Raw genomic sequence first — 25,465 nt, 5'->3', positions numbered from 1 at the left:
GGGAACCTCCAGACTGTGAGTATGTCGATCTGCGTTCCCACGCCGCTTCGGGTCACGAATATGCTCAAAGAGGTGTCATGTGGGCCAGTTCCTCGGCCTGGCTGCTGATGTTTGGGTCGGTGTCCTTGCGGCGCCTCGTCCTTTCAAAACGGATGCACAACCCAACGACGCAGGCTATGTTGCCCCGCCGGGCCTACGTCATCGAAGGAGAGGGCATGACATGCAGGCAATGCCGATAGCGCATCAAGCCGGGCAACCCGAGGTCAGGCCCATATCCTCCTTGACCGGCTATCCGGCCGCAGTCCTGTGCTGGCTGCTTTCGGCTGGTGTCTATATCGCGGCCAAATGGGTGGCGCCCGAGATGCCGCCCTGGGGCCTCTGCTTCTGGCGGCTGACGCTTGCTTGCGCCATCCTGCTGCCGATTGTGCACCGTCATCACGACGCGATGATCGGGCTTTTGCGCACTCGCGCTGTGGAGGTCGTCGCCGTGGGGGCGATCGGCCTCACCCTGTGCCAGGGTATGATCTACCATGGCCTCAATCACACCGATGCCACCACGGCCGGCATCATCATGGCGCTGTCGCCTGTCATGACGATGGTGCTCGCCCGTTTCGTGCTCGGCGAGCCGCTCGGGCTGTGGAAGTCGCTTGGCGCGCTGGTTGCGCTCGCCGGGATGATTTTCATCGTTGCCCACGGGAACCTGACGGCGCTGCTGCAACTCAAGTTCAACGCCGGCGAGCTGTGGATCGTCGGCAGCGCGTTCTGCTGGGGCCTGTACACCGTGCTTTTGCGCCGCGCCAAATTCGGCATCGAACTCCTGCCGATGGTCGTGCTGCTGCTCGGCGCCGGTGCGCTGGTCGCCTTGCCTTTCCATTTGTGGGAATTGTTCAACGACGAACGCTCCGCCATGAATGTCGACAGCATTCTCGCGCTCGCCTATCTGGCAGGCCCCGGTGGTGCCTTGATGTACTATCTCTACAACAAAAGCGTGGAAACGCTCGGCGCGAGCCGGGCGAGCATGCTGCTTTACCTGCAGACGGTGTTCGTCGCTATGCTCGCCTATCTTCTGCTCGGCGAAAAGTTGCACGATTACGACCTGGTCGGTGCGGCCTTCATCGTCGCCGGCATCGTACTTGCCACCGTGATCAAACCAAGGCCAGCTTAACCACCAAACCGACAACGCAACTTCGACAAGCGATTGCTTTGACCCGCCATGCTCCTGCCGCGTGCGATGTTGTGATGTTCGTCCGCAGTCGTCCCGCAGGCGCTGAATCGCGCTGATCGCAAGGTCGGTGGTTATCGCGCGATTGCCTCGTCGCAGAATTTTCGTCCCACTATGTCAAACTTTATTGCTGGCAACGGTCCCTCGCCAGATAATCCCATTGCTTGGCGGGGGTGGGGTAGCCGGCGGCCTGCGCGCTTCTTCCTTGTAGGGAGAAGGCGCGGGTTCGCGGTTTGAGTTTGGTCGAGACCCTTTTGTTACTTGAAGAACTGATTTCGGCGGTCCCATAAATTCGTGATTGGCCACATTGCGCGGGAGGCGGTGCGAAATGGATGATGTAACATTCAACGCCTGGGTTTGCCCCTGTGTTGAAGTGATCGAGGCCTGCGGCGAATGGTTCGTCCGCGTGGTCGAGGATGACCAGGAGCTGACCCGATCATTCGATCTGGAATCGTTCGCACTGGCCTATGCGGAAGGTCAGCGAATACGGTTGGGGCTTGCGGACTTCAAGCGATTGTAGACCCTAGTAGCCTTTGCATGCTCGGCCCTTAGGCAGCCCAAGTGCGCGTGGTCTAATCGGCGAGCTTGATGTCTGCGTTCGCCATCTCGTCCTTGAAGCTAACTTTCGTGCCCTTCTGCACCATCGAGGCGAGGTCTTCGGCATCCCAGTTGGTCAGCCTGATGCAGCCATGCGAGAAGGTCGTGCCGATCTTGCCGGGTTCGGGCGTGCCGTGAATGCCGTAGCTTTCGATAGAGAGGTCGATCCAGACCGATCCAACGGGGTTGTTCGGCCCCGCAGCAATGGTGAAGGGCCGCTTGGTCTTTACTCCCTTGAAGGCGAAGTCCGGATCATAGTGGTATGTGGGATTGCGTACGACACGTTTGATCTCTGCCTGACCGCTTGGCGCCGGCTTCTCGTTGCTCCCGATCGAGGCCGGGTAGACTGCGAGCCATTTGCCAGAGGCGTCAAGCACGCGCACCTGGCGAGTGCCCTTGTCGACCTCGACACCAGCAACAACGGCGGGAGAATCGCCTCGGCCAACATCTGGGACCACCAACATCGTGCCGGCCTTCCTGAAGCCGATGCCAGGATTGAGCTTTCTGAGCAATTGCTCGCTGATATGGAAGCGCTCCGCAATCTTCTCCGCCGCGTTGTGATAGCCAAGCCTCGACAGACGGGCCATCCTCTCCAGGCGAGCCGGAATGCGCTTGGTGAAAGGTCCGCGCACATCCTTGGGTGTCAGTTCGTAGGCCACCAGAACGGGACTGGCGGAGGTTGCCATCAGTTTGTCCCAGGTTTCCCGAGTGAGCTTGCCATCTGATGGGAATCCGTTCGCGGCCTGAAAGGCCCCAACCGCCTTGGCGAGGTTCTCTGAAAGGCGGCCGTCGATCATGCCCGGCGAGAATCGGGCGCGATCCAGAAGAATCTGGGTTTTCAGTACAGCTGGATTGACGCCTTTGGGTGGGCTGACGACGAATTGGGCCTGATTGACGGCGGTTTGGTCCAGCTTGGCCGCCTCTGCCCCGCCGCAAGCGAGGACGAGCGCCACGGCGAAAAGGAGGAGCCTAGACATCGAGTCAACTCCGGAGTTGCACAGGACCTCCCTTATGACGCGGAACGGCCTTTGTGGTTCCGTTCGCCGACAGCTGATTCATCGGCAGATCTTATGGAAAGGCTCGCCACGTCGATGTGGCGAGCCTTTTCAGTGCGACGGGCACTGGTCACGTGAGGATAAGCACGATCTTCAGGGTGTCGGGATCGACGATGACGATCCGACCGTCGGCCAAGACGAAATACTCGTAGGTTTCGTAGGCGGGTACAATCTTGACGATGCGCGCCGGCAGACGATGCAGCCGAATCTTGTGCCGGGGAATCTCGATGCCGACCGAAATGTCGAAATCGACATTGGACACCGGCTCGATCCTCGTCTGCTTGATGACTTGGGTGATCTGGGTTTTCTGTTCGACCGTCACGTTGGTGATCGAAGCAGTCGACCCCTGATCCGTCTGTGTCGGGGTCTTGCCTTGAGCCTGCTCGTCGGTCTGGACCTTTGGCTTGCCCTGAGCCTGCTGATCGGTGGCCGCACCAGCCTTGCCCTGGGCCTGCTCGTCGGTCTTGAGCTTGGTCTTGCCCTGGGCCTGCTCGTCCGTCTGGACCTTGGGCTTACCCTGGGCCTGCTGATCGGTGGCCGCACCAGCCTTGCCCTGGGCCTGCTCGTCGGTCTTGAGCTTGGTCTTGCCCTGGGTCTGCTCGTCCGCCTGGACCTTGGGCTTACCCTGGGCCTGCTCGCCCATCTTCATTTTCGAGCCTTTTTGACAGTCGGCCGTGCCGGCCGCGCAATTGGCGTCGGCGCCGGGTTTGGTCTCGGCTGGTTGTGTCTGCGCTGCCGCTGCCCCACAGCCAACGCCGAGCGCCAGCATGCTGGTGATCAGAATATGTTTCATAAGGAAGTCTCCTCGAACGGTGTCAGTCCCTTCATTGGGTAAATCTCAACCGAAAAGCTTTGTTCCAAGGAGAATTGGCAAAACCGACAAGCAGAAATTTGAAGGAACAAGCCCCATTCGATGGCGTTTACGACCAGGAGACCCGGCTGCGAAACGCGCAGCGCAAGGGCTCGCTCACAGTGGAAAGGAGACGATCATGAGAATGCATCTTACCACCGCCGCGGCAGGACTTTTGCTACTTGCCGGCGTTGGCGCTGCAGCCGCTCAGGATGTGATCATCCAGCCTGAGCAGGAAACGGTAATCAAAGAGTATGTGCACAAACAGCCGCTGGCTTCCATTAAGATTCCCGGCGTGGAACTCAATGTCGGTACGGCTCTGCCCGATACCGTCGAACTTCACGAAGTTCCCAACGTCAAATACCGCTACGTCGTGGTCGACAACCAGACCGTGGTGGTTGATCCTGGCACACGCAAGATCGTGAAGATTATTCAGTGATCCAAGTTCGTCCTAGCCCGCCGCTTTCCGGAGTGGCGGGCATTTGCCGGTGCCGAGTCGGCCGATTGAGCTAACCCCGGCCTAATTGATTGGCTGGGGGCCGGCGTGGGCGATCGCGATGCTCTCGATGAGACCCTTTTTGGCGGAACGGCCTGCCAGACAACGGGACATTCGACGGTCGATCGGAAATAGCGTCCGCATCGGCGTAGCCGGTTACGATTACGGCTGGCCAATCCGAGGTATCCAGGAATGGGGGGCCACCGCCACCTATGTCTGCCTTCCCGAATCGAGTTGCACCCCAAGTCGCTCTTTCCTTCTCCAGCGCACCACGGCGCGATAACTGGTGCGATCTACAGGAACGTGAAGCACGAAACGGTCGGGAATTGCGATGTCGGCCTTCACCCGCAACTCCGCACCGTGAGCGTGCTGGTTACAAACCAGACAATTGATGCTGACGTCGCCGGAGTCGATTGTCGCTTCCTTCAGAACAAGGTCACGGATATGCGACCGTCGCTCTATTGGTGGGTCAGTCGGCACTGCCTTATTCCTCTGATTTGACGAACCGAAATCTTTCGTCCCGGAACGCGGGATGGAAGGAAACTACCGGCCCAGCGGCTGCCTCGAAAGACTGACGAGCTCGGCTTCGTCGACCACGCCGGCCATATAGTTCGCAATAATCCGGGATGCGAGAGCCTCGCGTGCTTCTGGCGATTGACCGTCGAGCTTGAGCTGCTGGAATACACGCCCCAACAGCTCGAGTTCGGATGGCTGCAGAATGCCAGCCTCCGTGGCTTTGTGTCGAATGGGCAATTGTTATCCTCCACCGCGGTCAACGAACATACGACCGTGGCCAGGAAACTCAACTCCACTGTTGAGGGCGCCGCCCAGGCGCGCAAATGCCGTTTCGGACGTGCGAAGCTCTCACCCAGCGGCCTGTCCCTTGCTCGCCATCTTCATGGCGGATTGCCGGCCCGCTCCCGCAGCCAGGCGCAGAAATGCCTCGGAGCCATGCGGCGGTCGTCGGCGCGCATCAGCGCAAAGTGCCAGGCGGGACCGCTCAGCACGTGACGGAAGGGGGCGACCAGAAGGCCCTGGGCCAACAGAGAACCGAACAAGGTGGGCGACAGCAGCGCCACACCAGCACCTGCCAATGCGGCATTTGCGTTGAGTTCATGGGTCGGGAAATCGACTGCGGCGAACCGTATGGCCGACGGGATTTCGCCGTGCGCCATGATGAACCATTGTTCCCAGTCGGGATGCGGCAAGAGCTCGAAATCGACCAGTTCCGCCGGAACGGCGAGCGAATGCGCTCCGAGCAGGGACGGCGCCAGCATTGGCGTCACGTCCACCGGGATGAGCCGGTGTTCCTCAAGGCCGGTCCACCCACCGCGACCCGTTCTGATGATGACGTCAAACGCGTTGGCATCGCGTATATCCGTCGAGACATCTAGCTCGATACCGGCCGATCCTGACTCAGGATAGTGCGGTAGACGCGGTGCGAGCCAGCGTGATGCGAACGTGGGTGGTGCGGTGACCTTTAGAGGAGGCGTCGCCGCCTGAAATCGGTCGACCGCCTCCGCTATCCCGGCGAGTGATTCCCGAACCTGGCTTGCCAGCGCGGCGGCGGCAGGTGTCGGCACGACGCGCCCATGAACGCGTACAAAAAGCGGCTGCCCAAGCTCGGCCTCCAGCGAGCGGATACGCAGGCTAACGGCCGCCGGCGTCAGGAAAAGGCGTTCGGCCGCCCGCGCAAAGCTGGCGGTCGCAACGCATACTTCGAGAATGCGCAAGGATTCGAGCGAGGGCCGCATGATTAGTTTTCCTTGTGACAGCGACAAGAAGAGCGCGTTTTTTGAGCAACGCGCACTGGTGTAGATGCCGGCCTCGAAACTAGGAGGCATTTGATGTCGCTGCAATCAAGACACTTGTTTACCCTCTCCATGACGCTTCACCCCGTCATGGATCTTGGGCACACGCCGGCGGGCGGCCGACGTATTTTCGCGGTCTCGGGCGGAAACTTCGAGGGCGAGCGCATTAGCGGCACAGTCTCGCCGCTCATCGGGTCCGATCTGCTTCTCGGCCGAGCGGACGGCACATTCCAACAGGATGTCAGGCTGCTCCTCGTCGCCGACGATGGCGGCTTGATCATCATGACCTATCGCGGTGTCAGGCGCGCGTCTCAGGCCATCGACGAACGCCTGGCACGCGGAGAGTTGGTCGATGCATCCGAATACTATCTACGCACAACGCCATATTTCGAGACCGCTGCGCCGGCCCATGCCTGGCTCAACCGCATTGTATCGGTCGCCAGCGGTGGCCGGACGGCAAGCGGTGTCGAATATGAGGTCTTTGAAATCCTCTGACGTGACAGCGCGGCCACACAATACGCCTCGCTTGGAGCGAGCATGGCAGATGATGCTTCGCCGGTTTTGGCTGCAAATGCAGAGGCGCCAAGCTCGCGCATGCTGCGCGAGCTGACAGACGAGCAACTCAGCGACATTGGCCAGCGCGGCAGCTCCAATGGGAAGTCTCGCCACGCCCAACAGACCGCCTTGATGAACGCTAGCCAGGCCATGTCACTCCGGTCGCTGAGCGGCGCAATCGGCAAGACTTCCATCCCATTCTCGCCAGCCGTGCGGTACCTTCATCCCGCGGCCTGCGCCGACCTGCGCCGCGTCGCTCACCGTCAGCCACACAGCGGAGACCAGGAAGTAGAAGGCGCCGAAGGCGGCATAGGGTGCGACGTTGGTAATGTCGATCGTCGCCGCACCGCCCGCCATCTTCACAAAGAAAATCCCGGCCAGCGCCGACTGGGCGCCGCTCAGCACCATTGCCCACTGCGCGCCGGACTTCCAGCGCCGGATGGCGGTGGCGAGCTGGAAAAGGCCCGACAGGACCGCCCAGACGCCGAACACCGCGAGCACCGCATTCATGGACTTGCCAAGCGCAATGGCGACCGCGACCATGGTGACGATGCTGATGATGAAGTTAAGCAGCTGCGTCTTGTTGCGGTTCAGGCCGCCGCTGCGCCGGGCGTCGACGAAATTGGCCAGCGCATCCCAGGCGGGATAGGCGACCAGCATGATGGCTGCCAGGGAAGGCATTGTCCTGGCGACCGTGAACGCGAGCAGGACCCAGGCGGCCGCCACGGCAAAGCGTGTGAAATAGTAGCTCTTGAGCCAGGTGGATTGGTTGGTTTCATTCGTGTTGGCAAGCATTCTGATTTTCCTTTCTCGTGGTTGATTTGGTATACCTACTAGAAGGTAGGCAGCGCGGGCACGTTGCGGGAATCGGTGGAGGGCTCGCGCCCTATCGCCAGATTTCCTGTTAATGAACCTTCGCCGATAGACGTTGCACGGTTGGCGTCAGGATGGTGTCAAATATGGCAGGGGTGCCATAGGCACGCGCCGACAGCATCGCGCCATGGACAGTCGCCATGAACGTCTCAGCCTCCAGCTCGGCAGAGCCGACGAATTTGAGCACCCCCTGTTCGGCGCCCCGCTGCATGACCTTGGTCAACCAGGAGGACAGGAACCTGAAGTAGGCCCGCACCTCGACGGCAATTTCAGGCGGCAGTGCCGGGAGTTCGCTGGCAAGCAGCGCGCAGACGCAAAACGGGACGCTCGCATCTTCAATGCATTTTGCCCAGTAGCCGGCATAGGTTTGAAGCAGCGCGAGCGGGTCAGGGAATTTGCTTTCCAGATCTGCCATGCCGGCCTCGGTACGCTCGCGATGGCGGGCCACAAGCGTGCGAACGAGGTCGACCTTGCTGGGGAAATGATGGTGGATGCTCGCCTTGCGGATTCCCACTTCGCCGGCGATATCGGCGTAGCTGAATCCGTTGTAGCCGCCCGCCACGATGAAGTTTCGCGCCGACGCCAGAATCTGATCGGAGGTCATCACAAGATTGCTCATGGTGACTACCTACCTACTAGTAGGGTTGTTGTCAACCCTGGATTTCTGGGCGAGGCGCCAAGGCCAGAGACTGGCAATCACGCGGAAATGAAAAGCCCGCCGGCCGAGCCAGCGGGCGAGATAGGGCAGGAAACCCTACGGCCATTCCGCAAGAACGGGACAAGCCGCAATACGCCTTTGCCGCCCGCTAAAACCAGCGGCGGTCACGTTCCTGGGTTTGCCCGAGGAGCAGGCCGATCAACAGCCCGACAATGCCGCCAAGCACAAAAGCGCTGCTGATTGTGCCGGGATTCTGCTGGACGGTTTCCGACACCGTGTGCGCTTGTGATCTCAGCTGCTGCGCTGTCCGTGCCGCACGCTCGGTGGCGCTGCCATACCAGCCGCCTGCCTCCTCGACGGCATCTTCGGCGCGGTCGGCAAGCGTCCTGTTGATCTTGTTGATTTCGCGCTTCAGCGACGCAACTTGCTTCTCCAGGGCCTCCTGGGCTTCTCGGGTGGAAATCTTCGGGGTTTCGTTGTCGGCCATGGGCTGTTCCTTTCGTTGAGGTAAAGGGAACGGCGAACAGACAAGGATGGTTCCGCTGCCCGCGCTCACCGCCATTCGCCTGGCCGGCCGCTAACTTTTGATATTGAAACGCGCTTCGCGCGAGGCTTATAAAAATAGACGTTTCCCATTGCTCTTGAGGAGAATTGCGATGGATAACGTCCCGAGCAACAAAGTTGATCCACCTGCCATCGAAGTGGTCGAAGCCTGCGGCGAATGGTTCGTCCGCGTGGTCGAAGACGGCAAGGCAACCACAACGTCGTTCGAACTCGAGGCGTTCGCCCTGACCTTCGCCGAGGGCCAGCGAATGCGGCTGGGGTTGGAAAAGATCGCGCGGATTTAGCATTCGCTGCAAGTGCTTGACCGACTCGAAGACGGCAGCCCCGCCATTGACAGCCGAGTCCCTGCAATACGACAGCGACATGCTTTTTGGGAACAGTCTCCCGATCCAACGGTTGTGCCTGATGGAGGGCACGCATTTGTCGAATCCATCAAGCCATGTTGAAACGCTGCGGACGGTGTCCGACCTGCTTCACCGCGCCCGCCTTGTCATTCGCGATGGCGGTCACGCGGTGGCGATGTTCGAAATAGACACGCTGCTGCAGGTCGCCCAGACAGAGGTTGCGCGCAGCCTCGAACGCAACGATCGCTGAACCTCCGCATGTCACTGCAAGCGGTGTTCATTTGCGGGCCGCGAAGGTTTTCATTCCCTTTTTGATGGACTTGCGGGCCGCCTTGGCGTCCTGCCAGCCTTTGAACCTGATCTCCTTGCCCGTTTCCGACACCGACGAGCGAAAGAACTGTTCGATCTCGCGCCTCAGATGCTCGGGCACGTGGTCCGCGGCGACCGGCTCGTCTTCTGCATCCTCCTTGCGTGGGCAAAAGATGTAGCGGTCATTGCGCAGGGCCGCGCCACCCTTGTCCTTCTGCTTGACCCGCAAGGCGCCCAGCAGGTCGCATTTGATGACGATGCCAGGGGCGGTCGCCGTCTGATGGATGACCAGCCCATCGAGGGGATCGCCATCCTCGCCGAGTGTCGAAGGGATAAAGCCCCAGTCGTAGGGATAGGTCATCCCGACCGGCAATGGTCGGACATAGGCGAAGGCCTGGATGGCGGGGTCATAGGCCATTTTGGCGGCGGCGCCGCGCGGGGTTTCGATCACCACCCTGACTAGGCCTTTGGTCGTGGTCGGCAGTTTCAGATAGTCGGGCATCGGCGTGACTCTGTCGCGGGTTCGCTTCGAATGGAACTTCAAGACCAGAAGAATGTTCCGGAGGACAGGCCGCCACGGAGATCCCGGCTAAGGAGATTTCAGGATGACAAGAGCTGCTCTGCATCTGCTCAAGGGCGTCGGCTATCTGATTTCGACCGCCAGTGTCGTCCTGCTGGCCATCGTGAGCTGGTCGAGCGCTTCACAAGATCCGCTGCTGGTTGCCTGCCTGCTCGGCGGCGCCGCGGCATCGATCGTCGGCATGTTCTGCCGATGGCTCACCTATGAGATCGAAAAACGCCAGGAGGACAAATAGACGCGACGCAAAGGGCCGCGCAAGAGCCGCCGAACCAACCCGCTGTTTTATCGATATCTCGGCGGAACCTGTCTCGGATGCCGGAGTTGACCTGAACTCCACCCCCAAAGAAAGGACAAGCAACAATGGCAACGACCAAGGCATCCTCCAAAGACCTCAGCAACCTGTTTCACGATACCCTGAAGGACATCTATTTCGCCGAGAAGAAGATCCTGGCGACACTGCCCAAAATGGCCAAGGCAGCGCAGAGCCGCGAGCTGAAGGCAGCTTTCGAAAAGCACCGCGGCCAGACCGAAGAGCACGTCGCCCGGCTGGAGAAGGTGTTCGCGATCATCGGCAAGAAGCCGGTCGGCAAGACCTGCGCGGCGATCATGGGCATCACCGAGGAAGGCGCTGAGATCATTGACGAATACAAAGGCGCGGCAGCTCTCGATGCCGGCCTGCTGGCGGCAGCACAGGCTGTCGAGCATTACGAGATTTCGCGCTACGGCACCTTGCGCACCTGGGCCGCGGAACTCGGCTACAACGAGGCGGTCAACCTGCTCGAGCTGACGCTGAGCGAGGAAAAGGAGACCGATGCCGCGCTGACCCAACTCGCCGAGTCGGCGGTCAACGTCGCAGCCGAAGCCGCTTAATCTGAGGGGGAAGAGCCCGTCCCGTCGCCGGTCCCTGCTCGCAAGGAGTGAGCACGACGGGCGAGCCCGTAAGCTCGTCCGCCGTCAACGCTAGCGCATCAGCCCCGCTGCGCGCAGCGCATCCTCGATGACCTTGGTGATCCCGGCTGCCGTGCCGCGCGCGTTGGCAGGCTCCGGCGTGGGTTCGACACGGACCGCGCGCGGTTTTTCCTTCGGCGCAAAGGGCTGCAACGCCGCGCCTGAAGCGGTCGCGGCTTTCGCCTTATGTCGAACGTCCGGCTTTGCCAGATCCCAGAAGCGGGCGATGTGGCGCGTCGAGGAAATCCCGACATCCAGCATGAACGGCCCTGCTTTGCCCAGGCCATCCTCGCCAGTCGTCTTCAACGGCGTGCCATGGCCCATGCCGGCAACGGTGTATGTCTCCAAGACGTCGCGTCCATCGCCGTCCGACCAGACCTTCCGCGTCTGACCGTCGACCTTTTCCGTGCGTGTCGGCCTCTCGCCAACGCCGTGCACACCCTGCCATTGCGCCAGCACCGCGTCCGCATTGGCCGGCACGACGGTGGTGTCGGCCGAGCCTTGCCACACCGAAATCAGCGGCCACGGCCCCTTGTGCGGCGAGGCTTGCCGCAACAGACGCTGCAGCTCGGTCCTGGACGGGCCGCCATGGCCGCGCATGCGGTCGAAGGCTTCGGGGATGGTCGAGGCGCTGCCATAGGCAAGCCCGGCGATGATCGCGCCGCCGGCAAACACTTCGGGATATGCCGCCAGCATCGCCGCCGCCATGGCGCCGCCGGCGGACAGGCCGGTGACGAAGATCCGCTTGCGGTCAAGGCCATGCGTGACGACAGCCGCCTCGATCATTTGGCGGATGGACAGCGCCTCGCCGCTGTCGCGGCTGATATCGCCGGGCACAAACCAGTTGAAGCAAAGATTGGCGTTGTTGGCGCGCTGCTGCTCCGGGAGCAGCACGGCAAAACCCTGCTCCGCTGCGAGCTCGGTCCAGCCGGAACCGTGATCGTAGCCGGCGGCAGTCTGGGTGCAGCCATGCAGCACGACGACCAGCGGCGCCTGTTTTGGAAGATTCTCCGGAAGATAGAGCCGCGCCCGCAAGGCGCCGGGATTGGACCCGAAGCCTGTCATGTCTGAGAGATGATCGTCCTTGCTCTGCCCGGAGCCAACCGGCCGGCCGCGCATCGCGCTCAGCCGAGCGATCGTATCGGATATATTTCGCAAATCGTTATCCTTGCGCGCCGGAATGGCAGTCGTGCACAACGCACTCGCAGCAATATCGTTGCTGCACTGCACAATAACAAGCTGCGCTGAGGATTAGTGACCGATCATACAATCCGTTGCGCGACGCCGGAACCAACACTCAAAACGACAGCTGCTCACCGGGCTTCAACCGGCGCTTGCGCAACCCATGCAACCCACCGGAAAACCCCCGGTTGCGTGGTCTTTGGCGGCACCGAAGCGACGATGCGAAAGCGCTTTTGCGCCAGTTCCGCGATCACACCATATGAACCGATCCAACCTCTGCTAGCTTGTTGGGCGTGGGACTTGTCCCGCTTTGGCCGGTGCTTCAGGCAACCCCATCCCAACCCCCCGCCCCCTGTGGCGCCGGCCATCCCCTCCCCCTCGCAAGAAAAGACAGCGCGCCCAGGCGATCGCGAACTTCGTTCACGCCTGCGGCGGTTTGTTTTTTTTCTTGGCCGCGGCGCGTTCCTTTTCGTCCGCAAACGGATCGGGATCGGCGGCCGCCTGATCGCTCCACGTCCCGACATCTGCCTCGGGGAAGAACAGCTGCCGGCGATTGTTCTTCTTGAAATTCGGTCCGATCCACGCGCCGGTTGTGTCGAGCTCCAGCCATTTGCTCTGCTCGCCCGCGCGGGACCCGGCTTGCCAAACATCGCCGCGCCGCCCATAGAACGGCTCGGATTACCGCCCTGCTCCGAAAGGCTGTTGTCCGCGCCCATTTGCCAAGGATACCCTCGATGCCTGCGACACCGTCCCCTTGGTCAAGGCTTTGACAGAATCCCTCGCCAGCCTCGGATGGACGGATTTCTTCGGCGATCAGCTTGAGCGTGATGAGGCCAGCCTCGTTCCGACACGCATTGCCTCGGTGCACCGCGACCGCCTGGCCGGCCTGTCCCAGTATGGGCAAACCGATCTGACGCTGCCGGCGAATGCGAACACCGGCGACTACGCCGTCGGCGACTGGGTGCTTGTCGAGCCCCATACGCATCTGCTGCGGCGCCGCCTGACCCGCAAGACGGTGCTGGAGCGCCGCACACAGGGTGCCAGGGTGCCACAGCTGGCCGCGGCTAATGTCGATACGCTGTTCATCGTCACCTCCTGCAATGCCGATTTCAACATCGCCCGGCTCGAGCGCTATCTGGCGCTGGCCAACGAGGCCGGAACGACGCCGGTGATCCTGCTGACCAAGGGCGATACCGCCGACGACGCCGAGGCATACCGACGCCAGGCTGCCGCCCTGCAGCGCGGGCTGGCCGTGGTGATGCTGAACCCACGCATAGCGGATGCCGCAACCGCGCTCGCCGCCTGGTGCGGCGCGGGCCAGACGGTGGCGCTGGTCGGCTCCTCCGGCGTCGGCAAATCGACGCTGGTCAACACGCTGGCCGGATCGGCGCAGCAAGCGCCGCAACAGACCGCCGGCATCCGGGAGCACGATGCCAAGGGCCGCCACACCACCACAGCCAGATCGCTGCACGCCATTGCCGGCGGCGGCTGGGTGATCGACACGCCGGGCATGCGCACGCTGCATGTCAGCGACGTCGCCTACGGCATCGACACACTGTTTGCCGAAATCACCGAGCTCGCCCCACTGTGCAAGTTTCGCGACTGCACCCATGTCCACGAACCGGGCTGCGCGGTGCAGGCTGCCTTGAAGGCCGGTACGCTCGATCCCGAGCGCCTGGCCCGCTGGCGCAAACTATCCGAGGAAAACCAGGGCAACACGCCGGTTCAGAGCGGCCCGCGCGGGAACAAATCGCCGGGCGGTCGCCTAAAGCGGCGTTGAGCGGCTAAAGCATCCCAGAAGAGAATTCAGGAAGCCGAGGAAACTTCTTTTTTAGGCCGCCACCACGGCGATTAGCGTTTCCTCTCCCCACCAATGTGGGGGTAGAGGTGGCTCGGCGAAGCCGAGACGGAGTGGGGGACTGCCGTAGGTGATTGCCACTGCCGCTAAACCACAGCAGCCACCGCCCCTGGCCCTCACCCAAACCGTGCCGCCGTCCAAGCCCCACCGGCCGCATTTGACTCCACCGCCGCCGCGACAAACTTCACGCCGCGCGCTCCATCGACCACATCAGGCACCTGAGCCGCACGCGCCGCATCCACCACCCCACCGGAGCGATGCGCGCGAATAATGTCAGCGGCGTCGCGGTAGAAATTGGCGAAGGCCTCGATATAGCCTTCCGGGTGCGCCGCCGGCATGCGCGACACACGCTGGGCTTCCGCCGTCGAACCATGACCGCCGCGCACCAGCGTGCGGGTTTCCTCACCATAAACGGAGAAGCGCAATTCCTCCGGCCGGCCGCCCGACCATTCGAGCCCGGCTCTGTCGCCATAGATGCGCACGGAGAGATCATTGTAATGGCCGGGCGAGGTCTGGCTGGCCAGGATCGTGCCGCGCGCCCCGCCGGTCCAGCGCATCAGCACGTGCGCATTGTCGTCGAGCCGGCGCCCCGGCACGGCGGTGAACAGATCGGCCGACACCGCCTCGGCCTCGCAGCCGGAGATATAGCTTGCCAGGTTGAACGCATGCACGCCGATATCGGCCAGCACCGCCGATTGCCCGGCGCGGGCCGGGTCGGTGCGCCACTCCGCCTGCTTCTGGCCCTCAGCATCGATCGGCTTCGTCAGCCAGTCCTGGATATAGGCGCCGTGCACGGAGACGATGCGGCCAAGTTCGCCCGCCGCCACCATCTCGCGCGCCTGGCGCACCATGGCGTAGCCGGTGTTGTTGAGCGTAACGACGAAACGGCGCTTTTTCGCCTTGGCGAGCGCTACCAATGCCTCGGCGTCGCTGAGCGTCGTCGACAGCGGCTTGTCGCAGATCACGTCGATGCCGGCTTCGAGAAAGGCCGTGGCGATCGGGGCGTGCAGATAATTTGGCGTGACGATGACGACCGCCTCGATACCATCCGGCCGCGCGGCTTCGGCTTGCGCCATGGCGCGATAATCGGCATAGCTGCGTTCCGGCGCGATGCCGATCTCGGCCGCCGAAGCGGCGGCGTTTTCCGGGTCGGACGACAGCGCGCCGGCGACCAGAACGATCTGGTCGTCGAGACGCATGGCGAGCCGATGCACGGCGCCGATGAAGGCATTGCGGCCGCCGCCGACCATGCCGACCCTCAGCCGCTTGCCGGCCGATCCGTCCGATGTTGCGTAGACCATGTTTCCTCCTGGGAAGACTGTTGTTGCCGTCGAGTTCTGTCGCGCCCCCCTCTGTCCTACCGGACATCTCCCCCACAAGGGGGGAGATCAGCGGCCACGCCGGCCTTCGCCAACTTCGAGCGTTGCAGGAAGGGCGCCGAAGGCGAAACTGCTGATCTCCCCACCCGTGGGGGAGATGTCTGGCAGGACAGAGGGGGGCGCCGTAGAGCGCCACTTTTGACCGATCGCATCCGTTCTCGCTTTCGAACACGATTTCCAATTTTCATATTGTAAAACGATCGTATCGCGCTAGCCTGAAATCATGAGTGGGGCAAGGAAGTCAGGACGATCGATCGCCGACGAGGCGGCGACACGCAAGCGGGGACGCTCTCTGGCAGCACTGGGTTATATCCAGCCGCAAACTTATGAGGAGCTGCGCGCCGTGCTGTCGTCGGGCACGGTGCATTTCCCCAAGCGGCTGCGCCAGGTGGCGATCTTCCTGTGGCAGCATCCGAGCGACGTCGCGCTCGGCACCATCGCGCAGGTGGCGGCACAGGCCGGCGTGCAGCCCTCGACGCTGGTGCGCTTTGCGCAGATCTTCGGCTATTCCGGCTTTTCCGATTTCCAGGGCCTGTTCAAGGAACACATCAAGGGATCATGGCCGGAAGGGCGTGGCGAGCCGCGCACCGAGACCGAGCCCAACCTGCATTTCCTGCACGGCATGGTTGGCGCGTCGCAGGCCTCGCTCGGCCGCATCGAGGCGGGCTTCGACGTCGCGAGTTTCGACAAGATGGTGGCGCTGCTGGCGGACGCCGAGCTGATCTATGTCATCGGCTCAAAGCGCGCCTTCCCGGTCACCGCCTATCTGTCGCTGACCCTGTCGCAGCAAGGCGTGCGCAACGTGCTGGTCGACAATGTCGGCTCCTCGGCGCTCGACCAGATCGGCTGCATCGGCACAAAGGATGCGGTGCTGGCCGTCTCCTTCAGCCCCTACAATTCGATCACACCCGACCTCGTCGCGGTGGCGCATGAGCGCAAGGCGCGCATCGTCACCGTCACCGACAGCACCTTCAGCCCGCTGATCCCGCTGTCGGACAGCTGGCTCGAAGTAGTGGAATCCGACTTTGCCGGCTTCCGCTCGCTGGCGGCATCGCTCGCTGTGGGGATGGCGCTGGTCCACGGGGTGGCGGCGCGACGCGGCGAATGAGTGCTGTGGGGCAATCGCGCCGGCGCCGCCCCTCACCTGCCTGCCGGCATCCTCTCCCCGTATAGTGACGGGGAGAGGGGCGCTGTCACCGCCGGTTTCGCCAATTTCCAAGGTAGAAAAGCGCCAAGGTTGCGGCCAGCCATTTCTCCCCGTCACTATACGGGGAGAAATGCCCGGCAGGGCAATGAGGGGCAGCGCTGACTTCAGGCGTTGGCTTCTCACGGAGCACAACTGGCACAATTGACTATCGGGAATTACCATTCCATATCTAGAAAAATAGAAACTTTGTTCCGGGAGGAGGAATGGAGATCCGGCTGGACGGCAAGGTGGCCTTGGTCACCGGGTCGACGCAAGGCATTGGCCGCGCCATTGCCGAGACGCTGGCGCGTTCCGGCGCCGCCGGGCTTGTGGTCACCGGGCGTGAGAAGACGCGCGGCGACGCGGTGGCGGCCGAGCTTTCGCAATTGGGCCCGCCGACCATCTTCGTCGCCGCCGATCTTGCCGACCCGGCAACCCCTGCCCTTCTGGCGCAGACCTGCATCGAGCGCTTCGGCCGCATCGATGCCCTCGTCAACGCTGCCGGCTTGACCGACCGCGCCTCTTTCCTCGACGCCAGCCTCGACGACTGGGCGGCGCTGTTTGCCGTCAACGCGCGCGCGCCGTTCTTCCTGATGCAGGCGGCCATTGCCGACATGAAGGAGCGGCGCCAGGGCGGCGCTATTCTCAACATCCTGTCGATCAACGCCCATTGCGGCTCGCCGGAGCTTGCCGTCTATTCCGCCACCAAGGGTGCGCTGGCGACACTGACCAAGAACGCCGCCAACGCCCACCGTTTCGACCGCATCCGCGTCAACGGCATCAATGTCGGCTGGACCGACACGCCGGCCGAACGCATCATGCAGGCCGAGACTTTGGGCAACGGCCCCGGCTGGCTCGACAAGGCCAATGCCGCGCAGCCCTTCGGCCGGCTGCTGACGCCGAACGATATCGCCAGCCTCGCCGTCTTCCTGCTCTCCGACGCGGCCGGCCCGATGACCGGCGCCGTGATCGACCAGGAGCAAGCGGTGATCGGGGCGAACCGGTGAGCGCTTCCACCGAGACACTCGGGCCGGCGCTGCTCGACCGTTTGCCGGCATCGGTACAGACACCGTCCTACGACCGCACGATGCTGGCGCCCGGCATGGCGCATCTCGGCGTCGGCGCTTTCCACCGCTGCCACCAGGCCGAATACACCGACGATCTCATCTCGCTGCGCTTCGACCGCTGGGGCATTGTCGGCATCAACATCCGCCCGCCAAGCCTCGCCGACACGTTGGGACGGCAGAGCGGGCTCTATACAAGGCTGATCCGCGAAAACAGCCATATCGAGGCACGCGTCATCGGCAGCATCGTCCGGGTGGTCGACAGCCAGGAGAGTGCGGCACCGGCGCTCGGCGTGCTGGTCTCGCCCGACGTCGAATTGGTGACGATGACGGTGACCGAAAAAGGCTATTGCCACATCCCGTCGAGCGGCGAGCTCGACCTTGGCCATCCCGACATCGTCCACGATCTCGCCAACCCCGAGACGCCGCGCAGCGTGCCCGGCCTGCTGGTGCAGGCGCTGGAGCTGCGCATGGCCACGCATGGGCGGCCGCTGACGCTGCTCTCCTGCGACAACATTCCGACCAATGGCGTCATCCTCGGCAATGTCGTGCGCAGCTTTGCCGAAGGGCTCGGCAATGGCCTGGCCGATTGGATCGCGGCCAATGTCGCTTTCCCCTCAGCCATGGTCGACCGCATCGCGCCGGCGGTGACGCAGGCCGACCTCGACAGTGTCGAGCAATGGTTCGGTTATCGCGACGGCGCTGTCGCCGTCGGCGAGCCGTTCCGGCAATGGGTGATCGAGGAAAAATTCGCCGGCCGCATGCCGCGCTGGGATCTGGTCGGCGCCACCTTTGTCGACGATGTGACGCCGTTCGAGCATCTGAAAATGCGGGTGCTGAACGGCGCCCAGACGACGCTCGCCACACTTGGCGTGCTGGCCGGGCTCGAACACACATCGGATGCCGTCGCCGACCCGCTGCTGGCGGACTTCATCCGACGCATGCTGGTCGAAGAGACTGTGCCGACGCTGATACCGGTGCCCGGCATCCTGCCGCTCGCCTATGTCGAGCAGAGCCTTGCCCGGTTGAAGAACACCGCGATCCGCCACCGCAACCACCAGGTCGCCACCGACGGTTCGCAGAAGATCGTCCAGCGCCTGCTCAACCCGATCCGCGACCGGCTGAGCCAGGGCGCCAGCATCGGCCTTTTATCGGTGCCGGTTGCCGGCTGGATGGCCTATCTCATCCAGGCTTCCGCACGCTTCGGCAAACGCTGGCCGGTGTCGGATCCCTATGCCGGCAAGGTCGCCGAGATCGCCGACACGACCGGCCATGATGCGCAGGCGCTGGCGTCCGCCATCCTCGCCATCGACGGGATATTCGACCACAGCCTCGCCGCTGACGAGACGTTCCGTGCGGCCGTCACGTCAGCACTTGGCGACCTGCTTTCGGACGTTCCGATGGCGGCCGTCCAGCACAGTCTTGAACAAGATGAGGCCGCGAGGTTGAAGCGATCCAAACAATCGGCATTATAGGTACCGGTCGTGAAGCCACGACCAGGGGAGGCACTATGAAACTTGGACTGCTGACGGCACCGTTCGCGGCGACGCCACTTGCCGAAGTCGCCGATTGGGCAAACGCGGCCGACTTCGAGGCGCTGGAGATTGCCTGCTGGCCGAAAACGTCCGACGCGACGCGACGTTATGCCGGCACCAGCCATATTGACGCCGCTTCCACCTCGCCTGCGCAGGCCAAGGAGATCGTTGCGTCGCTGACGGAGAAGAAGCTGACGGTCTCCGGCCTCGGCTACTATCCCAACCCGCTGCATCCCGACGCCGCGCATCGCGAGGCCGTCATCAGTCATCTGAAGAAGGTCATCGCGCTGGCGGCCAATATGGGCGTGCCGGTGGTCAACACGTTCTGCGGCGGCGATGCCTCGAAGACCGTCGACGTCAACTGGCAGGACGCGCTGAAAGTCTGGCCCGAGATCGTCGCCTATGCGCGCGACCATGGCGTCAAGCTTGCCTTCGAGAATTGCCCGATGATCTTCAGCTATGACGAGTGGCCGGGCGGGCACAACATCGCCTATTCGCCGCAGATCTGGCGCCGCATCCTGGAGGCGTGGGGCGGCGAGGTCGGCATGAATTTCGATCCCTCGCATCTGGTCTGGCAGATGATCGACCAGGCCCGCTTCATCAGGGAGTTCGGCCCCTACATGCTGCATGTCCACGCCAAGGACCTGATGATTGATCATGATGGACTTTATGAGCGCGGGATTCTTTCGGCCGGGATAGGCTGGCAGGTGCCGCGCATGCCGGGCTTGGGCGATGTCGACTGGAGCGGCTTCTTCTCCGGCCTCTACCGTGCCGGCTATGACGGCTCGGTCATCATCGAACATGAGGACAGGCGATTTGAAGGTAGCGACGACCAGGTCAAGCGCGGTTTCCTGCTTGCCCGCGACGTGCTGCGCCCCTTCGTCAAATGACGAGGTGAATAGCTTGGTTTTGATCCGATCGGGAGCAAAACCCAGAAACTGAAAAACAATGTGGAGGAGTACTGACATGAAGAAAATACCGACCATGGTCCCGCTGCTTGCGGGTGCTGCCTTGCTGGCGTCGATGGGCGTCTCGTCGGCCGAAGGCAAATACACGATCGGCATTTCCAACACCGTGCAGGGCAATGGCTGGCGCGAGGAGATGGTCTGCGCCATGAAGGCGCAGGCGCTGGCTTCGGGCGAAGTGACGAAACTCAACATCGCCCACCGCAACACCGATGCCGCCGGCCAGCTCGAAGACATCCGCAACCTGATCAGCGCCAAGGTCGACGCCATCGTCGTCAACCCCGCTGATCCCGCCGGCATCAAGGCGGGCCTCGAGGAAGCCACCAAGGCCGGCATCGTCGTCGTCGCTGTCGACCAGGCGGTCACCGAGCCGTCGGCCTACATCATCTCCAACAACCAGGAACAGTACGCCTATCTCGGCGCCAAATGGCTGTTCCAGCAGATGGGCGGCAAGGGCGAGGTGTTCTACATGCGCGGCGCCGCCGGCGCTTCGGCGGACTCCGATCGCGACAAAGGCTTCAAGAAGGCGCTGGCCGAAAACCCCGACGTGAAGGTCGCGCAGGAGGTCTTCACCGGCTGGCAGCAGGACCAGGCCAAGCAGCAGATGCTGTCGTTCCTCGCCACGGGCACGCCGATCAACGGCATCTGGACCTCGGGCATCGACAACGTCATCGTCGACGCGCTGGTCGAATCGCAGGCGCCGCTGGTGCCGGTGGTCGGCGCCGACAATGCCGGTTTCGTCGGCCAGCTGAGCTCGGTCAAGGGTCTGGTTGGCGCTGCCGTCACCAACCCCGGCTCGATCGGCGGTGCCGGCGTGACGCTGGCGCTGCAGATCCTCGACGGCAAGAAGCCGGCACAGCAGACCGTGCTGGTCGACCCGCAGCTGTGGGACAACGCCACCGACGAAGGCAAGGCCAAGCTGAAAGCCGCTGCCGACCCGTCGCTGAGCCCGGAATGGCCGGTCTCGATCTCGATCCCGGAGTGGACGACGTACACCAAGGAGCAGATCATCGCGTGCAAGGGGCCGGGGGAGTGAGCACTGCGCCTCTGCCTTCTCCCCTTGTGGGAGAAGGTGGATCGGCGCGTTAGCGCCGAGACGGATGAGGGGTGTTTCAGGGAACACCAACGCCTCACTCCGCTGGAACACCCCTCATCCGTCGCCTTCGGCGACACCTTCTCCCACAAGGGGAGAAGGGGGAGCCTTTCAGCAGTACGCCGCGCACAAGCCTGGCGTACTGTTGTTTTAAACAGACCAAAAAACCGAGACCCAAACCATTTGACCACCAGCCCCCTCCTCGACGCCACCGGTGTCGCCAAGAACTACGGCGCGGTTGCAGCGCTGCGCAACGCGTCGCTCTCCGTCCTGCCGGGCGAGGTCCACGCTCTGATGGGCGCCAACGGTGCTGGCAAGTCGACGCTGGTGAAGATCCTGACCGGCGCCATTCCTGCGAATGCCGGGCGCATCCTGATCCGCGGCGAGGCGCGCGACATACGCTCGCCCGCCGCCGCGCGCCGCGCCGGGCTGCTGCCGGTCTACCAGGAACCGTCGCTGATCCCCGATCTCGACGTCTTATCCAATCTCAGGCTCACCGGCACGCCGGTCGAGCCGTTCCGCGCCTGGGTGCGCGAACTCGGCATTGCCGACCTCGATTTGCGCGACACCGCGCGCGACATTCCGCTGGCCGTGCTGCGCGTGCTCGACCTTGCCCGGGCGCTCGCCGTTGAACCCGACGTGCTGCTGCTCGATGAGATGACGGCAGCACTTCCCGCCAACCTCGCCGAAAAAGTCCTGGAAGTGGTGCGCCGCCAGGGTGACTCGGGCCGGGCCGTGATCTTCATCTCGCACCGCTTCGTCGAGATCTCGGCGCTGTGCGACCGCGCCACCGTGCTGCGCGACGGCGAGACTGTCGGTGTCGTCGGCATCGTGCCCGGCGTCGAGGAAAAGATCGTCGAGCTGATGCTCGGCACCCGCATCGTCAAGACCCATGTCGCCGCCCGCAGCGCCGCCGAGAAGGCAGCGCCGACCGCAATCCAGCCGCGCATTTCGGTGCACAACCTGCGCGTCGGCACCAAGCTCAGCGACGTCTCCTTCGATCTCGCCGATGGCGAGGTCGCCGGCGTCGTCGCGCTCGAAGGCCAGGGCCAGGACGAGTTGTTCGCCGCCCTCGCCGGCTCGATCCGGCCATCCGGCGGCACCATCGAGGTCGACGGCTCCCCCGTGAAATTTTCGCACCCGATCGACGCCATCCGTGCAGGGATCGCCTATGTGCCGGGCGACCGGTCCGAGGCGCTCGCCATGCAACGATCGGTGCGTGAAAACATCGCGCTGCCCTTCAGCGCGGCGCTCCGCAACTGGGGGCCGATCAACATGCGCCGCGAGCGCGCGACCGTGCTCAGTGCCATCGAGCGGCTGCAGATCGACACCCGCGCGCAAGGCGAGGTGCAGCGCCTGTCCGGCGGCAACCAGCAGAAGGTGACCATCGCCCGCTGGATCGCGGCCGACGCCCGCACCATCCTGTGCTTCGACCCGACGCGCGGCATCGATGTCGGCACCAAGCAGGAGATCTACAAGCTGCTGCGCGAGCTCGCCGGCAACGGCAAGTCGGTGCTGTTCTACACCTCGGAACTGGAAGAGGTGCAGCGCGTCTGCGACCGCGTCATCGTCATCTTCGGCGGCCGCCTCGTCGACATCTTCCCGGTCGAGGAGGCCGACGAGCCGGCGCTGATGCGCGCCGCCTACGGCCTGCCGCGCGGCGCCAAGGCCGATATCGGTATCCTGGCCGATCCCACCGCCCATGCCTCCGATGCCCCGGAGGCGTCGCCATGAGCCACTTCCTGCGCCGCCAGGGCTGGGTCGTCGGCCTCTTCGCCCTGCTCATCGTGCTGTTCATCGCCACCCGGATCATCCAGCCGGCCTATGGCAGCAACGATTTCGGCTCGCTCGCCCGTGCCGTCCTGCCCTACGCCTTTGCCGTCGCCGCGCAGACGGTGGTCGTCATCGCCGGCGGTATTGACCTCTCGGTCGCCGCCATGATGGCGCTGACCAGCGTCACCGCCGCTTCGATGATGAATGGCGCGTCGGAAGAATACGCGCTGTTCGTCGTGCCCTTCGTGCTCGCCATGGGTTTTGCGCTCGGCGCGCTCAACGGCCTGCTCATCGTCGTGACCCGCGTGCCCGATATTGTCGTCACGCTCGCCATGCTGTTCGTGCTGCAGGGCGCGGCGCTATTGGTGCTCGACGCGCCGGGCGGCGGCATCGCCGAATGGCTGAAGGCGCTGATCTCCGGCACCGTACCGATCCCCGGCCTGCCCGACGCCATCGACGCCTGGGTCCCGAAGGCGCTGCTGGTGCTGATCGTCTGCCTCTGCATCATCTGGATACCGCTCAGGCGCTCGCGCCTCGGCCTTTCCATCTACGCCATCGGCTCGAGCGAGCTGGCGGCGTTCCGCTCAGGCGTGCCGGTGAAGCGCACCCGCATCATCGCCTATGCGCTGTCGGGCCTGCTCGCCGCCTTTGGCGGCCTGGCGCTGACCATGAGCACCGGCATCGGCGCCCCCATCCCCGGCCCCTATCTGCTCGCCAGCGTCGCGGCGGTTGTGCTGGGCGGCGTCGCGCTCGGCGGCGGCAAGGGCGGCCTGCTCGGCCCCATCGTCGCCGTCTTCGTGCTGAGGCTGGTTCGCACGGATTTGACGCTGCTCGCCATAGACCCGAACGTCACCGCCATCATCGAGGGCGCAATCATGGTGGCGGTGGTGATGTTCGGCGCGTTTATCACCATGCGGGGGCGGCAGTGATCGTGGTGCTGTCACAGAGAGATGTCGGCGTTCCTTCGCGCCCCCCTCTGTCCTGCCGGACATCTCCCCCACAAGGGGGGAGATCAGCGGTTTTGGCGCCCCGCTCTTTCTTGCAACATTGGAGATTGGCGAAGGCCGTCGTGCCGTCTGATCTCCCCCCTTGTGGGGGAGATGGCCGGCAGGCCAGAGGGGGGCGCCGTAGAGCACCATCCTCGCCCGCCTACCGCACCTGGCAAACTTCATCGCGAGCAAGGGCAGCGTCATGAGCACCACCGCGATCACACCTCCGCCCGTCCCCTTCGGCCGCCGCCTGAAACGCTTCATGGCCGACCGCCCTCTCATCCCACTGGTCATCCTGCTCATCATCCTGGTGGTGATCCTGCAGATCCTGCGACCCGGCATCGTCAGCGAGCGCTGGATCGCCAACACCATCAAATTCGCCATTCCGCTGGCGATCCTGGCGGGATGCCAGACCATGACCATGCTGACCGGCGGCATCGACCTTTCGGTCGGCACGGTGGCGACGATGAGCGCCTTCATCATGGCCACGCAAGTGGTCAACCAGGACCCGGCGGTGGCATTCCTTTTGGCGATGATGCCGGCGGTGCTGATCGGCCTCGTCAACGGCATCGGCGTCGGCGTCTTCCGCGTCCACCCGCTGATCATGACGCTGGGCACCAGCCTGATCGGCACCGGCTGCCTGCAGGTCTACCAGCGCACGGTGATCGCGTCGGGCGCCAAGATCCCCGACTTCCTCGCCTGGCTCGGCACCGGCGTCACATGGGGCTTCCCCAACGCGCTCTTGCTGTTCGTGCCGCTGGCGGCACTCATCGTCTTCACGCTCGTCCGCACCGGCTTCGGCCGCCTGCTCTACGCCGTCGGCGACAATGAACGCGCGACCCGCCTGTCGGGCGTGCAATACTGGCAGGTGATCACCGCGCTCTACGTCACCTCCAGCGTGCTCGCCGGCATCACCGGCCTGCTCTATATCGGCCTGATCAAGGCCCCATCGCTGTCGCTCGCCGAACCGCTGGTGCTGCCCTCGGTCGCCGCCGCCGTGATCGGCGGCACCTCCATCTTCGGCGGCCGCGGCGGCTACACCGGCACCATCATCGGCGCACTGATCCTGACCGTGCTGACGACGCTGCTGACGATCCTGCAGATGCCGGAGGGGGCAAGGCGGATCCTGTTCGGGCTGATCGTGCTGTTTGTCACGGCGGCGTATTTGCGGATTGTGGAGGAGAGGTAGGGGCTGATGCCAGCGCTGCATTGGGCGAAGCCTTGCTCGCCCAAGACGCAGGGCAATCGGACAGGGCGCTCCCCCTCACCGTCTCGACTTCGTCGAGCCACCTGTCCTCCATTTCATGGGGGCGAGGAAACGCTAATGGCGGAGGTCGCGCCCTCCGAATGCTTGGGTTCCTCGCCCCCACAAAGTGGGGGAGAGCGACTATCTGGGGGGTCAAGTTGCATTTGCGAACTCACTTCTCGCGTCGCGTGCTTTTGCATTGAGGATGACGAGAAGTTTTCTGGCAAGCGCGATGCGGATGAGCATTTTGGGCTTTCCCGCCAGTTGCAACCTTTGAGCGAACGCTTTGAGATGTGGATCGAACTTAGCCACGATGGCTGCGACGATGAAGAG

The 25,465-nt window shown here is 63.4% G+C and carries 28 protein-coding genes and 1 pseudogene; 17 read left to right on the top strand and 12 right to left on the bottom strand.

Translation table 11 applies throughout. The features are described 5' to 3' along the window. Positions 1 to 220 precede the first annotated feature (220 nt). Both AC1D1L_RS24050 and AC1D1L_RS24045 read left to right on the top strand, forming a co-directional pair. Positions 221 to 1,165: a DMT family transporter gene (locus AC1D1L_RS24050; RefSeq protein ID WP_477344031.1), complete on the top strand. Its 945-nt coding sequence runs from the start codon at positions 221 to 223 to the stop codon at positions 1,163 to 1,165. Between the two features lie 385 nt (positions 1,166 to 1,550). Beyond that, a complete protein-coding gene (locus tag AC1D1L_RS24045; RefSeq protein ID WP_112559191.1) occupies positions 1,551 to 1,742 on the top strand; it encodes a hypothetical protein in 192 nt (63 codons plus the stop codon). Between the two features lie 52 nt (positions 1,743 to 1,794). Here the strand turns inward: AC1D1L_RS24045 and AC1D1L_RS24040 are convergent, their stop codons facing one another. Both AC1D1L_RS24040 and AC1D1L_RS24035 read right to left on the bottom strand, forming a co-directional pair. Continuing rightward, entirely contained in the window at positions 1,795 to 2,796 is a 1,002-nt protein-coding gene (locus tag AC1D1L_RS24040) for a L,D-transpeptidase family protein (protein ID WP_477343925.1), read from the bottom strand. 148 nt (positions 2,797 to 2,944) lie between these two features. Then, positions 2,945 to 3,667 carry a DUF1236 domain-containing protein gene (locus AC1D1L_RS24035; protein ID WP_477343924.1) on the bottom strand — a complete coding sequence of 241 codons (723 nt, stop codon included), beginning with the start codon at positions 3,665 to 3,667 and terminating at the stop codon, positions 2,945 to 2,947. Positions 3,668 to 3,863: 196 nt separating this feature from the next. Between AC1D1L_RS24035 and AC1D1L_RS24030 the strand changes: the two genes are divergently transcribed. Further along, the gene (locus AC1D1L_RS24030; RefSeq protein WP_112559188.1) at positions 3,864 to 4,163 is read left to right on the top strand and encodes a DUF1236 domain-containing protein; all 300 of its coding nucleotides are present in this window, start codon (positions 3,864 to 3,866) and stop codon (positions 4,161 to 4,163) included. A 267-nt stretch (positions 4,164 to 4,430) separates the two neighbouring features. On the opposite strand, the gene AC1D1L_RS24025 is transcribed toward AC1D1L_RS24030, so the two are convergent. The 3 genes from AC1D1L_RS24025 to AC1D1L_RS24015 all read right to left on the bottom strand — a co-directional run bounded on the left by AC1D1L_RS24025 (position 4,431) and on the right by AC1D1L_RS24015 (position 5,974). Continuing rightward, positions 4,431 to 4,700 (bottom strand): PilZ domain-containing protein, encoded by a 270-nt coding sequence (locus tag AC1D1L_RS24025; RefSeq protein ID WP_376740402.1) that lies wholly within the window; start codon positions 4,698 to 4,700, stop codon positions 4,431 to 4,433. Positions 4,701 to 4,763: 63 nt separating this feature from the next. Further along, complete coding sequence (locus tag AC1D1L_RS24020; RefSeq protein WP_112559186.1) at positions 4,764 to 4,973, bottom strand: hypothetical protein; 210 nt, start codon at positions 4,971 to 4,973, stop codon at positions 4,764 to 4,766. 143 nt (positions 4,974 to 5,116) lie between these two features. Further along, positions 5,117 to 5,974, bottom strand: a complete 858-nt coding sequence (locus AC1D1L_RS24015; protein WP_477343923.1) for a LysR family transcriptional regulator — start codon at positions 5,972 to 5,974, stop codon at positions 5,117 to 5,119. A gap of 93 nt (positions 5,975 to 6,067) precedes the next feature. Here AC1D1L_RS24015 and AC1D1L_RS24010 point away from each other — a divergent pair, with 93 nt between their 5' ends. Then, positions 6,068 to 6,526 carry a DUF3237 domain-containing protein gene (locus AC1D1L_RS24010; RefSeq protein ID WP_477343922.1) on the top strand — a complete coding sequence of 153 codons (459 nt, stop codon included), beginning with the start codon at positions 6,068 to 6,070 and terminating at the stop codon, positions 6,524 to 6,526. 213 nt (positions 6,527 to 6,739) lie between these two features. Here the strand turns inward: AC1D1L_RS24010 and AC1D1L_RS24005 are convergent, their stop codons facing one another. From AC1D1L_RS24005 to AC1D1L_RS23995, 3 genes are all read right to left on the bottom strand, one after another. After that, a complete protein-coding gene (locus AC1D1L_RS24005; protein WP_477343921.1) occupies positions 6,740 to 7,381 on the bottom strand; it encodes a DUF308 domain-containing protein in 642 nt (213 codons plus the stop codon). Positions 7,382 to 7,490: 109 nt separating this feature from the next. Continuing rightward, positions 7,491 to 8,078, bottom strand: a complete 588-nt coding sequence (locus tag AC1D1L_RS24000) for a TetR/AcrR family transcriptional regulator (protein WP_477343920.1) — start codon at positions 8,076 to 8,078, stop codon at positions 7,491 to 7,493. A gap of 187 nt (positions 8,079 to 8,265) precedes the next feature. Further along, positions 8,266 to 8,679, bottom strand: coding sequence for a hypothetical protein (locus AC1D1L_RS23995; RefSeq protein WP_477343919.1), 414 nt, complete (start codon positions 8,677 to 8,679; stop codon positions 8,266 to 8,268). Positions 8,680 to 8,773: 94 nt separating this feature from the next. Between AC1D1L_RS23995 and AC1D1L_RS23990 the strand changes: the two genes are divergently transcribed. Then, a complete protein-coding gene (locus AC1D1L_RS23990) occupies positions 8,774 to 8,965 on the top strand; it encodes a hypothetical protein (RefSeq protein ID WP_352559592.1) in 192 nt (63 codons plus the stop codon). 16 nt (positions 8,966 to 8,981) lie between these two features. Continuing rightward, a complete protein-coding gene (locus AC1D1L_RS23985) occupies positions 8,982 to 9,275 on the top strand; it encodes a hypothetical protein (protein ID WP_477343918.1) in 294 nt (97 codons plus the stop codon). Between the two features lie 27 nt (positions 9,276 to 9,302). Here the strand turns inward: AC1D1L_RS23985 and AC1D1L_RS23980 are convergent, their stop codons facing one another. Next, positions 9,303 to 9,836, bottom strand: a complete 534-nt coding sequence (locus AC1D1L_RS23980) for an inorganic diphosphatase (RefSeq protein ID WP_477343917.1) — start codon at positions 9,834 to 9,836, stop codon at positions 9,303 to 9,305. A gap of 103 nt (positions 9,837 to 9,939) precedes the next feature. On the opposite strand from AC1D1L_RS23980, the gene AC1D1L_RS23975 reads away from it, so the two are divergent. Beyond that, positions 9,940 to 10,149: a hypothetical protein gene (locus AC1D1L_RS23975; protein WP_112559176.1), complete on the top strand. Its 210-nt coding sequence runs from the start codon at positions 9,940 to 9,942 to the stop codon at positions 10,147 to 10,149. A 125-nt stretch (positions 10,150 to 10,274) separates the two neighbouring features. Beyond that, the gene (locus AC1D1L_RS23970; RefSeq protein WP_477343916.1) at positions 10,275 to 10,784 is read left to right on the top strand and encodes a YciE/YciF ferroxidase family protein; all 510 of its coding nucleotides are present in this window, start codon (positions 10,275 to 10,277) and stop codon (positions 10,782 to 10,784) included. Between the two features lie 90 nt (positions 10,785 to 10,874). Here AC1D1L_RS23970 and AC1D1L_RS23965 read toward each other — a convergent pair whose 3' ends face one another. Further along, entirely contained in the window at positions 10,875 to 12,020 is a 1,146-nt protein-coding gene (locus tag AC1D1L_RS23965) for an extracellular catalytic domain type 1 short-chain-length polyhydroxyalkanoate depolymerase (RefSeq protein ID WP_477343915.1), read from the bottom strand. Positions 12,021 to 12,810: 790 nt separating this feature from the next. Here AC1D1L_RS23965 and rsgA point away from each other — a divergent pair. Further along, on the top strand, positions 12,811 to 13,824 hold the full coding sequence (rsgA, locus tag AC1D1L_RS23960) for a ribosome small subunit-dependent GTPase A (RefSeq protein ID WP_477343914.1): 1,014 nt from the start codon (positions 12,811 to 12,813) through the stop codon (positions 13,822 to 13,824). Positions 13,825 to 14,018: 194 nt separating this feature from the next. Here rsgA and AC1D1L_RS23955 read toward each other — a convergent pair whose 3' ends face one another. Then, positions 14,019 to 15,203, bottom strand: coding sequence for a Gfo/Idh/MocA family protein (locus AC1D1L_RS23955; RefSeq protein WP_477343913.1), 1,185 nt, complete (start codon positions 15,201 to 15,203; stop codon positions 14,019 to 14,021). A 301-nt stretch (positions 15,204 to 15,504) separates the two neighbouring features. On the opposite strand from AC1D1L_RS23955, the gene AC1D1L_RS23950 reads away from it, so the two are divergent. From AC1D1L_RS23950 to AC1D1L_RS23915, 8 genes are all read left to right on the top strand, one after another. Next, a complete protein-coding gene (locus tag AC1D1L_RS23950; protein ID WP_477343912.1) occupies positions 15,505 to 16,389 on the top strand; it encodes a MurR/RpiR family transcriptional regulator in 885 nt (294 codons plus the stop codon). Between the two features lie 302 nt (positions 16,390 to 16,691). Further along, positions 16,692 to 17,474, top strand: a complete 783-nt coding sequence (locus tag AC1D1L_RS23945) for an SDR family oxidoreductase (RefSeq protein WP_477343911.1) — start codon at positions 16,692 to 16,694, stop codon at positions 17,472 to 17,474. Next, complete coding sequence (locus AC1D1L_RS23940) at positions 17,471 to 19,006, top strand: mannitol dehydrogenase family protein (RefSeq protein WP_477343910.1); 1,536 nt, start codon at positions 17,471 to 17,473, stop codon at positions 19,004 to 19,006. Before AC1D1L_RS23945 ends, AC1D1L_RS23940 begins: the two co-directional genes overlap by 4 nt. 35 nt (positions 19,007 to 19,041) lie before the next feature. Next, a complete protein-coding gene (locus tag AC1D1L_RS23935; RefSeq protein ID WP_477343909.1) occupies positions 19,042 to 19,956 on the top strand; it encodes a sugar phosphate isomerase/epimerase family protein in 915 nt (304 codons plus the stop codon). A gap of 76 nt (positions 19,957 to 20,032) precedes the next feature. Next, positions 20,033 to 21,067: an ABC transporter substrate-binding protein gene (locus AC1D1L_RS23930; RefSeq protein WP_477343908.1), complete on the top strand. Its 1,035-nt coding sequence runs from the start codon at positions 20,033 to 20,035 to the stop codon at positions 21,065 to 21,067. Positions 21,068 to 21,307: 240 nt separating this feature from the next. Further along, the gene (locus AC1D1L_RS23925; RefSeq protein WP_477343907.1) at positions 21,308 to 22,858 is read left to right on the top strand and encodes a sugar ABC transporter ATP-binding protein; all 1,551 of its coding nucleotides are present in this window, start codon (positions 21,308 to 21,310) and stop codon (positions 22,856 to 22,858) included. Then, positions 22,855 to 23,826, top strand: coding sequence for an ABC transporter permease (locus AC1D1L_RS23920; protein ID WP_477343906.1), 972 nt, complete (start codon positions 22,855 to 22,857; stop codon positions 23,824 to 23,826). The genes AC1D1L_RS23925 and AC1D1L_RS23920 overlap by 4 nt, the downstream gene beginning before the upstream one ends. A 262-nt stretch (positions 23,827 to 24,088) precedes the next feature. Continuing rightward, on the top strand, positions 24,089 to 25,075 hold the full coding sequence (locus tag AC1D1L_RS23915; protein ID WP_477343905.1) for an ABC transporter permease: 987 nt from the start codon (positions 24,089 to 24,091) through the stop codon (positions 25,073 to 25,075). Between the two features lie 210 nt (positions 25,076 to 25,285). On the opposite strand, the pseudogene AC1D1L_RS23910 reads toward AC1D1L_RS23915, so the two are convergent. Further along, a pseudogene (locus tag AC1D1L_RS23910) lies at positions 25,286 to 25,465 on the bottom strand (IS110 family transposase); the annotation flags it as partial.

It is taken from the genome of Mesorhizobium sp. P2_D6 (assembly GCF_056404315.1).
The sequence above is the reverse complement of the archived record's forward strand: the minus strand, read 5'-3'. Positions and strand labels throughout refer to the sequence as shown.